General features: G+C 41.5%; 12 protein-coding genes. 9 read left to right on the top strand and 3 right to left on the bottom strand.

Features of this window, described 5'->3' with window-relative positions:
• Window positions 1-15 precede the first annotated feature (15 nt).
• The 4 genes from carA (at window position 16) to GUA46_RS05235 (ending at window position 5,602) form a co-directional block, all read left to right on the top strand.
• A complete protein-coding gene (gene carA, locus GUA46_RS05250) occupies window positions 16-1,128 on the top strand; it encodes a glutamine-hydrolyzing carbamoyl-phosphate synthase small subunit (protein ID WP_176619616.1) in 1,113 nt (370 codons plus the stop codon).
• A 118-nt stretch (window positions 1,129-1,246) separates the two neighbouring features.
• Window positions 1,247-2,539 carry a phosphopyruvate hydratase gene (gene eno, locus GUA46_RS05245; protein WP_108246834.1) on the top strand — a complete coding sequence of 431 codons (1,293 nt, stop codon included), beginning with the start codon at window positions 1,247-1,249 and terminating at the stop codon, window positions 2,537-2,539.
• Between the two features lie 120 nt (window positions 2,540-2,659).
• Window positions 2,660-4,198, top strand: a complete 1,539-nt coding sequence (locus tag GUA46_RS05240) for a glycogen synthase (RefSeq protein WP_176619615.1) — start codon at window positions 2,660-2,662, stop codon at window positions 4,196-4,198.
• A 120-nt stretch (window positions 4,199-4,318) separates the two neighbouring features.
• The gene (locus tag GUA46_RS05235) at window positions 4,319-5,602 is read left to right on the top strand and encodes a citrate synthase (protein WP_176619614.1); all 1,284 of its coding nucleotides are present in this window, start codon (window positions 4,319-4,321) and stop codon (window positions 5,600-5,602) included.
• Window positions 5,603-5,671: 69 nt separating this feature from the next.
• On the opposite strand, the gene GUA46_RS05230 is transcribed toward GUA46_RS05235, so the two are convergent.
• The gene (locus tag GUA46_RS05230; protein ID WP_108246837.1) at window positions 5,672-6,142 is read right to left on the bottom strand and encodes a hypothetical protein; all 471 of its coding nucleotides are present in this window, start codon (window positions 6,140-6,142) and stop codon (window positions 5,672-5,674) included.
• A 285-nt stretch (window positions 6,143-6,427) separates the two neighbouring features.
• Here GUA46_RS05230 and GUA46_RS05225 point away from each other — a divergent pair, with 285 nt between their 5' ends.
• The 3 genes from GUA46_RS05225 to GUA46_RS05215 all read left to right on the top strand — a co-directional run bounded on the left by GUA46_RS05225 (window position 6,428) and on the right by GUA46_RS05215 (window position 9,009).
• Window positions 6,428-7,342 carry a dimethylarginine dimethylaminohydrolase family protein gene (locus tag GUA46_RS05225; RefSeq protein ID WP_176619613.1) on the top strand — a complete coding sequence of 305 codons (915 nt, stop codon included), beginning with the start codon at window positions 6,428-6,430 and terminating at the stop codon, window positions 7,340-7,342.
• Between the two features lie 82 nt (window positions 7,343-7,424).
• Complete coding sequence (gene ctlX / locus GUA46_RS05220) at window positions 7,425-8,330, top strand: citrulline utilization hydrolase CtlX (RefSeq protein WP_176619682.1); 906 nt, start codon at window positions 7,425-7,427, stop codon at window positions 8,328-8,330.
• A gap of 61 nt (window positions 8,331-8,391) precedes the next feature.
• Window positions 8,392-9,009 (top strand): Pr6Pr family membrane protein, encoded by a 618-nt coding sequence (locus GUA46_RS05215; protein ID WP_176619612.1) that lies wholly within the window; start codon window positions 8,392-8,394, stop codon window positions 9,007-9,009.
• A 238-nt stretch (window positions 9,010-9,247) separates the two neighbouring features.
• Here GUA46_RS05215 and GUA46_RS05210 read toward each other — a convergent pair whose 3' ends face one another.
• Window positions 9,248-9,433, bottom strand: coding sequence for a hypothetical protein (locus GUA46_RS05210; RefSeq protein ID WP_176619611.1), 186 nt, complete (start codon window positions 9,431-9,433; stop codon window positions 9,248-9,250).
• 78 nt (window positions 9,434-9,511) lie between these two features.
• On the opposite strand from GUA46_RS05210, the gene GUA46_RS05205 reads away from it, so the two are divergent.
• Window positions 9,512-9,739 (top strand): helix-turn-helix domain-containing protein, encoded by a 228-nt coding sequence (locus GUA46_RS05205; RefSeq protein WP_176619610.1) that lies wholly within the window; start codon window positions 9,512-9,514, stop codon window positions 9,737-9,739.
• Between the two features lie 35 nt (window positions 9,740-9,774).
• Window positions 9,775-10,416: a DUF6563 family protein gene (locus GUA46_RS05200; protein WP_176619609.1), complete on the top strand. Its 642-nt coding sequence runs from the start codon at window positions 9,775-9,777 to the stop codon at window positions 10,414-10,416.
• A gap of 9 nt (window positions 10,417-10,425) precedes the next feature.
• On the opposite strand, the gene GUA46_RS05195 is transcribed toward GUA46_RS05200, so the two are convergent.
• A complete protein-coding gene (locus GUA46_RS05195; RefSeq protein ID WP_176619608.1) occupies window positions 10,426-11,934 on the bottom strand; it encodes a peptidase associated/transthyretin-like domain-containing protein in 1,509 nt (502 codons plus the stop codon).
• Window positions 11,935-12,251 lie beyond the last annotated feature (317 nt).

The following is a 12,251-nucleotide window of genomic DNA, read 5'->3' as shown; positions in this document are numbered from 1 at the left end:
AAACTAGAGCACAAAATGAAGTATCACACAAAGAAAAAAGCGTTGATTTTGTTAGCGGATGGAACCATATTTTATGGCAAGGCCGTTGGAGGAAGAGAAGGTACCGCAGTAGGGGAAGTTTGTTTCAATACTGGGATGACGGGTTACCAAGAGATTTTTACAGACCCGTCCTATTACGGACAGTTAATGGTCACCACCAATGCACACATTGGGAATTATGGGGCCAATTTGGAAGAAGTGGAATCTGATTCCGTGAAGATTGCCGGTTTGATCTGTAAAAATTTCAGTTACGATTACTCAAGACCCAATGCGGACATGAGTTTGTTGGAGTTTTTGGACAAAAACAACCTTTTGGCCATTTCAGATGTGGACACTCGTGCTTTGGTGAGCTATATTCGTGACAATGGCGCCATGAATGCCTTGATCTCCACAAAAGTGGACGATATTGATGCGTTAAAAGAAGAATTGAAGCAAGTCCCCAGTATGGAAGGCTTGGAACTTTCATCCAAAGTATCCACAAAAGAACCTTATTTCTACGGAGACGAAAACGCTGAGATTAAAATCTCTGCGTTGGACATCGGAATCAAAAAGAACATTTTGAGGAATTTGGCAAAGAGGGGAGCCTATATCAAAGTATTCCCATATAATTCATCGTATGATGCAATGAAAGAATGGAACCCTGACGGTTATTTTATATCCAATGGTCCTGGAGATCCAGAACCGTTGACCGATGCCGTAGCTGCCACTAAGGAGATGATTGCTTCCGACAAACCTTTGTTCGGAATCTGTTTAGGGCACCAAGTATTGGCCTTGGCCAACGGGGTTTCCACCTATAAGATGCACAATGGTCACAGGGGGATCAATCACCCGATTCTAAACTTGGTTACCGGCAAAGGAGAAATTACCTCTCAAAATCACGGATTCGCGGTGAACAGGGAAGAGACGGAAGCAAATGCTGAGTTGGAGATTACACACACACATTTGAACGATCAAACCGTTGCAGGAATCAAAATGAAGAACAAGGACGTATTCTCGGTGCAATACCATCCCGAAGCAAGTCCAGGTCCACACGATGCAGACTATCTGTTCGACCAGTTCTTCGATTTGATCAAGGCTAGCAAAAACTAAAACGATATAGTTTTGTTTTTAAGCATTTAAGTGCGTTTTGTGAGTAATATCATGGAGTTAAAAACACTGTCTTTTGTATCTTTAGCCAATAATCACAACTATAAAACATTGAATTAAAATGAGCATCATTATCAACATTCATGCAAGACAAATATTGGATTCCAGAGGGAACCCGACAGTAGAAGTAGATGTAACAACAGAAAATGGAATAGTGGGAAGGGCAGCAGTACCTTCTGGAGCCTCTACTGGGGAGCATGAAGCCGTTGAATTGCGAGATGGGGGAGATTCCTTTATGGGTAAAGGTGTCGGAAAGGCTGTGAATAATGTAAACACAATCATAGCGGAGGAGCTTATCGGTACTTCGGTTTTTGAACAGAACCATATTGATCAAACAATGATCGAGTTGGACGGTACTCCAAACAAATCAAAATTGGGGGCCAACGCCATTTTGGGGGTATCCTTGGCAGTGGCAAAGGCTGCAGCGAATGAGTTGGGTATGCCATTGTACCGCTACGTAGGCGGTGTTAGTGCCAATACGCTTCCAGTTCCAATGATGAACATTATCAACGGAGGGTCGCACTCAGATGCTCCCATTGCTTTCCAAGAATTTATGGTAATGCCAGTTAAGGCAAAGGATTTTAGTCATGCCATGCAAATGGGAACGGAAATCTTCCACAACCTTAAGAAAGTATTGCACGATCGTAATTTGAGTACTGCTGTAGGTGATGAAGGTGGATTTGCACCGACATTGGAAGGTGGTACCGAAGACGCTTTGGATACTATCGCAAAAGCTGTGGAAAAAGCAGGTTACAAATTGGGAGATGAGATCATGATTGCATTGGATTGTGCTTCGGCAGAATTTTATGTTGACGGAGCTTACGATTATACCAAATTCGAAGGAAGCAAAGGTGTAGTGCGTACGTCTGAGGAGCAAGCTCAGTATCTTGCCGACCTTTGTGAAAAATATCCAATCATCTCCATAGAAGATGGAATGGACGAAAACGATTGGGAAGGTTGGAAGGTTTTGACTGAAAAGATCGGTGACAAAGTTCAATTGGTTGGGGATGACTTGTTCGTGACCAACGTAGAGCGTTTGTCTCGCGGTATTGAGAATGGAATCGCCAATTCAATTTTGATCAAAGTAAATCAAATTGGAACATTGACCGAGACCATAGCTGCTGTAAACATGGCAAAGAATGCCGGATATACGTCCGTAATGTCACACAGGTCAGGTGAAACAGAGGATAATACCATAGCAGATTTGGCAGTGGCATTGAACACAGGACAAATCAAAACAGGTTCTGCGTCCAGAAGTGACCGTATGGCCAAATACAACCAATTATTGAGAATTGAGGAAGAATTGGGCGAAGTTGCCTATTATCCACAAGAAAAAGCCTTCAAGGTAAACTAAGAATAATGATTTTTTAGCATACAAAAAGCCTTTCCTAACTCGGAAAGGCTTTTTTTTGTTTCAGTTCCAAACTTTGGTTAAATTAAGGGTTCACTAAACTATCATTAATAATTCTCCCGCATGAACAACTTTCTTTTTATTGCCGCCGAAAATGACGCTTTGGAAAACTGTAAAGCTGGTGGCATGGGCGACGTGGTCCGCGATGTGCCAAGGCAGATTTCGGAAAAGGGTGATAAGGTGCATGTGGTTGTACCCGCATACTCTAGATTGCATCATGAGGGATTGCCAAGAACCACGGTGAATTTTACCTTGCGCGGTTTGGGGTATACTGCCGAGCTCTACGAAGTAAAACCTAAAAAGGAGTTCCCTAATATTTTTCATTATGTGCTGCATCATCCGGAGATTGAAGCAGGCGATATTGCACACATTTACCACAATGATCCAGAAGAGCCCTTTTATACCGATGCCATTAAGTATTTTATCTTTTGTACCGCGGTAGCCGAAGCCATAAAGCAGGGAGCATTTGGAGATGTAGATTTGGTACACCTGCACGATTGGCACTCCAGCCTATTATTGTTCTTGCGCGAATACCATCCAGAATATACCAATCTGAAGGACATCAGGATTGTTTATAGCATCCATAATTTGGCCATTCAAGGCATACGTCCATTTGACAATAATTATTCCTCCGTTAAAAACTGGTTCCCCAATGTTCCGTTAGATTATCAAAAGTTGATGGACCATAGATATCAGGATTGTATCAACCTTATGGCCGTGGGCATTCGATTTGCGGATGCCGTACATACGGTATCACCATCCTATAAAGATGATGTGTTGTTGCCCAGTTCACCACCCGAGTTCATTGGAGGGGAAGGCTTGGAAACAGATTTACAAAAGGCGGATGAAGAAGGACGGTTGTTTGGCATACTGAACGGTTGTAACTATAAAAACATCAACAAGGAGAAAAAGGGGAATATTTACCGGAATACGGTGAAAGCCTTATTTGGTTGGTTGCAGCAAGAGGATAAAAAATACAAGGCAGACTTTTTGGCCCATACCGGGGAAAAAATCATGGCATTTGTGGAAGAGCGTCCCAAATTTATCGCTTCGAGCGTAGCTAGGTTGACAGAGCAAAAATTTTACTTTTTCATGAGGTCGCCAGAAGCCTTTGTGGAAATACTGAAAAAGCTCGAAAAGGTCGATGGTATCTTTATGCTTTTGGGTACCGGAGCTCCAGAGTATGAGGAACTCTTCAGGAAATTGAGCTACCAACATAAGAATTTCATATTCACCAACGGTCAGTCAGAAAAACTCATTGATTCTATGTACCTGGAATCCGACCTGTATTTTATGCCCAGCCTTTTTGAACCTTGTGGCATCAGTCAAATGCTTGCTATGAGAAATGGGAATCCATGTTTGGTCCACCATACCGGAGGGTTAAAGGATACCGTGGAACATATGAGGACAGGTTTTAGTTTTGATGGCGATAGCTACGATGAAAAAATTAAAAGCATGTTGGAAGCAATGGATGTAGCTTTGGATGTGTTCGCAAATGATAAACCAACTTGGAAAAAAATACAGGCTGCGGCACGAAAAAAACGCTTTACATGGCAGAAATCCGTAGACGAATATTACAAAGTGCTCTACAAATTGGATTGACCCGATTTTTATGTATCATTTTAGCGTTAATATCAACACAAATAGCGGCTGGAAATTGTTAATGGCTGTGCTTTTTCGTAATTTTCGCATTCTATTTTTACTAATCTATTAAAACATAAAATGTCGGATAAAGCTATACTCGAATATGGGGGAGAAAGATATGAATTCCCTGTTATAAAAGGTACTGAAGATGAATTGGCCATAGATATCAAAACCTTGAGGGCCGCAACAGGAATGGTGACCATAGACCCCGGTTACAAAAACACTGGGTCTTGTGAGAGTGCCATAACGTTCCTCGATGGCGAAAAAGGTATTTTGAGATATCGAGGATATTCCATTGAAGATCTTGCCGAGAAAGCTGACTTTTTGGAAGTTGCATATCTTCTGATTTTTGGCGAGTTGCCCAACAAGGAGCAGCTTGAAAAATTCCACAGCGACATTAAAGAAGAATCCCAAGTGGACGAGGAGATGAAGAAAATTTTGGATGGCTTTCCAAAATCTGCCCACCCTATGGGCGTGCTATCTTCGTTGACAAGTGCTTTGGTCGCTTTTAATCCATCTTGTGTGGACGTTTCTTCGGAGTCCGCTATGTATAACTCCATTGTTCGTATTTTGGCCAAGTTCCCGGTGTTGGTGGCTTGGACCTTACGTAAGAAAAAAGGTCTTCCATTGGATTATGGGGATGATACTTTGGGCTATGTGGAAAACATCCATAAAATGATGTTCAAAAGACCAAATCAAGAATATAAAAGAGACCCAATAGCAATCGACGCTTTGGACAAATTGTTGATTTTGCACGCAGATCACGAACAAAACTGTTCCACTTCTACGGTAAGAATCGTGGGTTCTTCCCATGCCGGTCTTTTTGCTTCACTTTCCGCAGGTATATCGGCACTATGGGGGCCATTGCATGGTGGGGCCAACCAAGCTGTACTGGAAATGTTGGAAGCTATCGAAGCAGATGGTGGTGATACTAAAAAATACATGGCCAAAGCCAAGGATAAGGAAGATCCTTTCAGGTTGATGGGCTTTGGACACAGAGTATATAAAAACTTTGACCCAAGAGCCAAGATTATCAAAAAGTCCGCAGACGAGGTATTGGGCAATTTAGGTATTCAAGATCCTATTTTGGATATTGCCAAAGGTCTGGAGAAAGAAGCCTTGGAAGACAGCTACTTCGTAGATAGAAAACTGTACCCCAACGTGGATTTCTATTCTGGAATCATCTACCGTGCGCTGGGTATTCCAACAGAAATGTTCACTGTAATGTTCGCATTGGGTAGATTGCCCGGTTGGATTGCACAATGGAGAGAAATGAGATTGAGAAAAGAACCGATAGGTAGACCAAGACAGGTTTACATCGGTGAAAACCACAGAAGCTTTGTTCCTTTGGAAAAAAGATAAGATTTGGAACATTGAGAATAAAAAAGGGGGCAATTATCGTCCCCTTTTTCAATGGGACAAATTAACTAACTATAGAATGCGTCCTATTGTGTTTTGGTTTAAATGCTTATCCTTATCTAGGCACATTCGCATTATTTCAAACTGGTAATGCCTTTGCATTTCGGAAATGTCCTCTCTGGATGCTTCATTTTTTGCATCTTGAAAAGTTTTGTGGATAAAGTCATGTGCATCCACAGTACTCAAGCTCTTTAGGGTAGAATCCAACGCTGTGCTATATTTCCTCGCTGATTCGTTCACTCTATTGTATTCAGGTTCTATATGCTGATGGGTTATCTGGTGTGTAAACAGAAAATGTCTCTTGGGCAAGTCCTCTTGGGTAATGCAATCATCATATTTTACCACATGAATCATCTCATGATTAGCAGCAGTCCCAGTTTTGGAAATAAAGCTAAAACGATCTATTTTTTGGAAAGCATTCATGCCCCCAAAGACAACTGCTAAAGTTGCCAGTAGAATGGATGTGAGCATTAATTTTTTCATAGGTAAGAAAAATCTTAAAACAAAAGTAGTAATAAAAACAGTTTAAGTGCCTGATATATGTCAGTTTTTGAGTTTTTGAACAGTATTTTGAGGTTTTGATAAAAATTACCCCGTTTTAAAACTGCAAACCATACTTCTAGAGGGTAAGGCATTGAAAAGTTGGAGGATTTTCTTATTTACGCGAGCAATAAAATTCAACTAAAACACTAGATTTGCCATAGAAATTTTAGGATTTTTTCGTATTGATCATATCTGCCGATATTTTCGGAGACAAATAACCCTAGTATGATAGATTTGAACGTTGTTGATGAAACCAGCCCTTTAAAAGCAGTCATTTTAGGAACTGCAGAAAGTTGTGGGCCAGTTCCGACTATTGAGGAAGCCTACGACCCAAAATCCATCGAATTTATCAAAGCAGGTACGTATCCAAAGGAGGCAGATATGATCAAAGAAATGGATGCTTTTGCCAGTGTATTCCATAAATATGATGTAAAGGTTTATCGGCCCGAGGTATTGGAAGATTGTAACCAGATATTTGCACGTGATATTGCTTTTGTAATAGAGGATAACCTGTTTCATGCCAATATTTTGCCGGACCGCGAAAGAGAGTTCGAAGCCATCCATGAGGTTTTGGATAATATTGACCCCAATAAAATTATAAGGCCACCGGCCGAGGTACATATTGAAGGTGGCGATGTAATGCCCTGGAACGACCATATTTTTATTGGAACCTATACCGGTTCAGACTATGCAAGCTACATAACGGCACGAACCAACATTGAAGCAGTGGAGTTTATTCGGGATATGTTCCCTCATAAAACCGTGAAATCCTTTGAACTGAGAAAATCGAATACCAACCCAAGGGAAAACGCATTGCACTTGGATTGTTGTTTTCAACCCGTAGGAAAGGATAAGGCCATTTTGCACAAGAACGGATTTCTAGTGGAAGAAGAATACCAATATTTGGTGGATTTCTTCGGTCCGGACAATATCTTTGAAATCGATAAGGAAGAAATGTATCAAATGTTCAGCAATGTATTTTCCATCTCTCCGGAAGTCGTAGTTTCGGAAAGAAATTTTACCCGATTGAACAATTGGCTTCGGGACCAGGGATTTACCGTAGAGGAGATTCCCTATGCCGAAATAGCCAAACAAGAAGGTCTGTTGCGATGCAGCACCATGCCTTTGGTAAGAGCATAAATTTTATAACCCCGTTTCCTGCTGCCACAGGTATACCAAAACAGTCAACGTATTGAAGAATCAGATTACCGGCACTATTCTTATGGTGCGCCCCGTTAACTTTAGGATGAACGAGCAGACTGCCGTCAACAATTATTTTCAGGAAGACCCGCATCTAAAAAATGCCGAGATCAATAGAAAGGCACAGGAAGAATTCGACCAATTTGTAAAGGTACTTCGGGACAATGGTGTCAACGTGATTACCATAAGCGACAATATGGAGCGCGATACTCCCGATTCCATATTTCCGAACAACTGGGTCTCTTTTCACGATAATGGAACCGTTTGCGTATACCCGATGTTTGCGGAAAACCGCAGAAAGGAGCGAAGAGAGGACATTTTTGAACTTTTGGAAGACAACGGTTTTGTAATCAATAATTTTATGGATTACACGGACGCAGAAGAGGAAGAGGTGTTTTTGGAAGGTACTGGCAGTATTCTATTGGACAGGGTTAACCAGAAAGCATATTGCGCATTGTCCGAACGTGCGCACGAAGATCTCTTTATCGAGTTTTGTGAAGATTTTGATTGTTTTCCGGTAATATTTCATGCCAATCAAACGGTGGAAGGTGAGCGATTGCCTATTTATCATACCAACGTAATGATGGCCATGGCGGAAACCTTTGCCGTTATCTGTTTGGATTCCATCGATGATAAAAAGGAACGAAAAAACGTGGTGGACCATATTAAAATGGATGGCAAGGAAATTATACGCATTACCGAAGAGCAAATGTGCCACTTTGCTGGAAACATGCTACAGGTAATCGGTACCGACGATAAGCGTTTTATGGTGATGAGCACCCAAGCGTACAATAGCCTCACACAAGAACAAATCACGGTCATTGAAAAACATTGTCTCATCATCCACAGTCCGTTGGATACTATCGAGACCTGTGGTGGTGGTAGCGCCCGTTGTATGATGGCCGAAGTATTTTTGCCAAAAGCCTAATTGTCCCCTAGAGGGACTTTAAGGGTGTATTGGCCCAATTGAGAATAGAATTAAGTAGCATATGCGCAGAAATTTTGAGATTTTAGGGATGTGTGCAGGATGGTTTGCCGTACTCGCCCAACTCTATTTAATGCTCCAGAACAGAGAAACCGCCCTGATTGAAAGTTTGTTGCGTTTTATCAGCTATTTTACCATTCTTACCAACACATTGGTTGCCCTCTTTTTTACCACTAGGGTGTTTGGGGCGGACCAAAAACGACTGGCCCTTTTACACCGGAAGGCTACACCAATGGCTCTGACCTCTTTTATATTGGTGGTGGGATTGGTGTACCAATTTGTTCTCAGGAGCCTTTGGGCTCCAACGGGCCTGCAAATGGTGGTGGATGAACTTTTGCATACCATAATCCCTGTACTGATGTATGTGTATTGGCTCATGTTCTGTTCCAAGACCACGGTTGAATGGAAACAGCTCTCCAAGTGGCTGCTTTACCCTTTAGGGTATGTGGTTTTTGTGCTGGCCCGCGGACATTTCTCTGGCTTTTATCCGTATCCTTTTTTAAATGTTGTGGAGCTTGGGCTGGGTTCGGTGCTTTTGAATAGCTGTTTTGTGTTATTGTTGATACTCCTGATTATGGCGGCTCTCTACTTTTTAGGGAAACTGCTCCGGCCGAAACAATGAACAATTGACAGTGAGCAATCTAAGGAAAGTTGAGATTTCTCAATCGATGCTTCCGCATCTCATTTCGAAATGACTCCCCTTCACGCTAAACTTGTTTCAGTATTCCTTTTTTAAGGGTTTATGGTTTGACACGAATTCCTCAAATTTCCCCGAAGTAACTTTTTGTCATTTCGAACCGACCGAAGGAAGTGTGAGAAATCTAAGGAAAGTTGAGATTTCTCAATCGCTGCTATGCATTTCATTTTCTTAACCCAACCACAATTCCTCTAAGTGCAGCGACTACTTCTTGTATTTCTTTACGGTCAAACGTATCTTCTTCCAAATAAAACAACATTTCCAAGGCTAGATCCAAAACTTTGGCCAATTCTTCTGGTGTGCCATACCAATCTTCAATCCAATTTGTTAAAACCTCACTATGTTCCATATCAAATCAAAACTTGCCATATATGGCATTTACACCCATAAATATAAGCCTTTTCTTGACTTGTCAAATATGACAAGTATGGAAAGATTGGAAGTTTTAAAGAAAATCGGGGAAAATGTCAAGAAAGCGCGGCTTGAAAAGGGGTATACACAAGTCGATTTGGTAGGTAAAATAGAAACTCGAATCGATACGACCAATATTTCAAGAATAGAAAAGGGAAGGACTAACGCCACCATTCATACCTTGTACCGAATAAGCCAAGCCTTGGAAGTACCCTTATCTGAAATCTGTAATCTAGAACTATAATTATCTATACATTTGTTGCAAAGACCTCAAAAAATATGAGAAACGTATTCAGTCTCCTTGTTTTTGTCCTATTCTACAATGTCGCTTTTTCACAAATTGAAACCTATCCCAAAGGTGGGTACGCCAATCTTCAAGGAGTTTTGGAGAAAACTCCATGTTCTGATTTCAATGTTGAGATTGAAAGACGTTCCAAAGGAAAGATTAAAATGGTGGCAGGTAACGATTATCAATTAAACCCAATTGATAAATCGGTAAAAAAGAAGTTTTTAAAAAATGAACTATATGCCTATTCTGATGGGGATTCTTTGCTGCTTAACTGCAAAAAATATGAGATTCAATTTTGGTATAGTATGATAGAAGCTGAAAATGATGACTATTTTCTTTTTAGGGCTGGCTTGCCCTCCAATTTTGAACGGTACGGACTCGAAGCTTCCAATCTTCCCTATATGTTTGGGGGAATTATTGCTGGAATTAGTGCGGCCAAAAGGGCGTTGATTAGATTGCCCTATATTTTGGACAAGGAAAAAGACGAAGTTTATATTGTTTCCGAAGAAAATATTTTAGAATACATTGGGGATAATCAGGGTTTAAAGGAACAATTTGCCAATGAACTGGAAAAAGGTGATGTTGATACCCTCATGAGATACTTAACCGAATGGGTTAATTCTTCAAAGTAAGGCCTTGTACTACTTCTCAACCGTAAACCCCCGTATCGCCTGGTTGGGCTCCATAATGGTGTAGCCTTTCCAAAACTCCGCATCGTAGCGTGGCATGTAGGTAGCCTTCACCGTTTTATCCTCTTTAAAGGACTTGAACTCGCTCTCGGCAATGTTGTCTTGGTTAAAGACTACAAGCTCCCACTTGGAGGTAACGTTCATCTGGAAGTCAATGTTCAGCTTCAATTCGTTCTGTTTGCGACGGCCTTTTACATGTTTGTTCTTTTCCACCACTTTTAGCGGTCTGTCCACCCCAAAGAATTTACCATCGGCCAATTCCATAAACTGAAGGTCGTACTTGCCGTTGGGCAGTTTGGCAAATCGCATGGTGCCCTTGTACACCGTTTCGCGGTAGGTAATACCAAGCAACCTAAAGTTGCGCAAGCGTTGTGTATTGGTAAAATCCAACCGCATTACGGCAAAGTCCTCAATGTTGATATAGAGACGTCCCTTAAAATCCGCACTATTTCGCTTGGGCCAAAAATCGACCACGTAGACCCCTGCATCACCAATATCGGCATAGCCGGCCAATTTAAATTCGTAACGGCGGTTCTTGTCCACCAAGTCCAATTTAGTATCATCTTTATAGTACAGTTGACTCAACAGTTCCTTGAACTGCCAACGTTGACTATCGGTCAAGCCCGAAATACTGTCTTTTTTTACTTGGGCTTTCAGCTTTTTGGCTTGGTCCATCCGTTCATCGTCCATGGTATCCAGAATGGAATCCACTTGTATCTTTTCACTAAAAATCCCCGATTTTATCTTTAGATAAGATCCCGGCTTTACGTTTGCTGTAAAGATATCCTCCATGTGTTCCGCCAAATCTTCAAAAGAACCCACATCGCGTTTATCGTACAGGTCGGCCGCTTTTAGAATGTTGAGCTTGTAATCGGTGTTGTTTTTATAGAAGTCGCCAAAACTTTCGGTATAGTGCGAAGCATTTTTAGGGATAGAACGGGCAATGCTGTCCATCAATTCCTTGTTGAGTTCTTTAATGGATGATTTTTCGAACCCAAAATCTACTTTGTGCATGTTGGCCAGTTCCGATTTCCGAAGGAAAAACCGTTGTTTTACGGGGGCTTTGTTCACGTTTTGGGGAATGTTCTCTATCATTTTATCAATAATGTCATCCACCTCCAGCTCCTTGTCGAACACATATACACCGCTCAATTCAATGGCCTTGGCACTCAAAGTAACCAAGCTGTCCTGCATCTGTTCCAGCGTGAAGCCTTTTTTCTCGTAGCCCATGGAAGTCACATAAATGGAGTCGGGCAGGGCGGTACCTTCATCCAATACAAAACTGAAACGGCCTTCATCATTAGTGACCACGCCTTGGTGCTCCCCATACTGGATGGTGGCGTAGGGAATTCCTTTTTGGGTCTTGGCATCCACCAAACGCGAACTAATGGTCTGGGCCGCCATCGGAAGTGCGATCAAAAGCGAAAAATAAGCAAGAAATAGGGTCTGTTTTACGGACATAATTACAGTTATGGTTTCAATGTTAAGACGACTTTTGGGGAGGAAAGGTTGTCTGTGGTTTAGACGAGCTTTGGGCAATTTTGTGACAAAGTGCAAAGAAATAGGGAATCCCCGATATGGCTTAATAGTATTTTAACAGCTTTGGGTTAGGAGTTAGGAGTTAGGAGTTAGGAGTTAGGAGTTAGGGGTTAGGGGTTGGTAGTTGGGAGTTGGGAAGATTCGTCATTTCGAACGTATGTGAGAAATCTAAACTGTTCTTAGATTTCTCAATCGTCCAAATGGTTATCAGGATTCATTTCGAAATGACACTACGTTAT

Origin of the sequence: Flagellimonas chongwuensis (assembly GCF_013376415.1) — a bacterium.
Lineage (GTDB): Bacteria > Bacteroidota > Bacteroidia > Flavobacteriales > Flavobacteriaceae > Flagellimonas > Flagellimonas chongwuensis.
Note: the sequence above shows the minus strand (reverse complement) of the source record. Positions and strands in the feature narration are given on the sequence as shown.

Bases quoted from the DNA above. Each gene is read 5' to 3' on its own strand.
- GUA46_RS05235 (WP_176619614.1), top strand. From the start codon at position 4,319: ATGTCGGATAAAGCTATACTCGAATATGGGGGAGAAAGATATGAATTC.
- GUA46_RS05215 (WP_176619612.1), top strand. From the start codon at position 8,392: ATGCGCAGAAATTTTGAGATTTTAGGGATGTGTGCAGGATGGTTTGCC.
- GUA46_RS05195 (WP_176619608.1), bottom strand. From the start codon at position 11,934: ATGTCCGTAAAACAGACCCTATTTCTTGCTTATTTTTCGCTTTTGATC.
- GUA46_RS05240 (WP_176619615.1), top strand. From the start codon at position 2,660: ATGAACAACTTTCTTTTTATTGCCGCCGAAAATGACGCTTTGGAAAAC.
- ctlX (WP_176619682.1), top strand. From the start codon at position 7,425: ATGGTGCGCCCCGTTAACTTTAGGATGAACGAGCAGACTGCCGTCAAC.
- GUA46_RS05205 (WP_176619610.1), top strand. From the start codon at position 9,512: ATGGAAAGATTGGAAGTTTTAAAGAAAATCGGGGAAAATGTCAAGAAA.
- GUA46_RS05210 (WP_176619611.1), bottom strand. From the start codon at position 9,433: ATGGAACATAGTGAGGTTTTAACAAATTGGATTGAAGATTGGTATGGC.
- eno (WP_108246834.1), top strand. From the start codon at position 1,247: ATGAGCATCATTATCAACATTCATGCAAGACAAATATTGGATTCCAGA.
- GUA46_RS05225 (WP_176619613.1), top strand. From the start codon at position 6,428: ATGATAGATTTGAACGTTGTTGATGAAACCAGCCCTTTAAAAGCAGTC.
- carA (WP_176619616.1), top strand. From the start codon at position 16: ATGAAGTATCACACAAAGAAAAAAGCGTTGATTTTGTTAGCGGATGGA.
- GUA46_RS05230 (WP_108246837.1), bottom strand. From the start codon at position 6,142: ATGAAAAAATTAATGCTCACATCCATTCTACTGGCAACTTTAGCAGTT.
- GUA46_RS05200 (WP_176619609.1), top strand. From the start codon at position 9,775: ATGAGAAACGTATTCAGTCTCCTTGTTTTTGTCCTATTCTACAATGTC.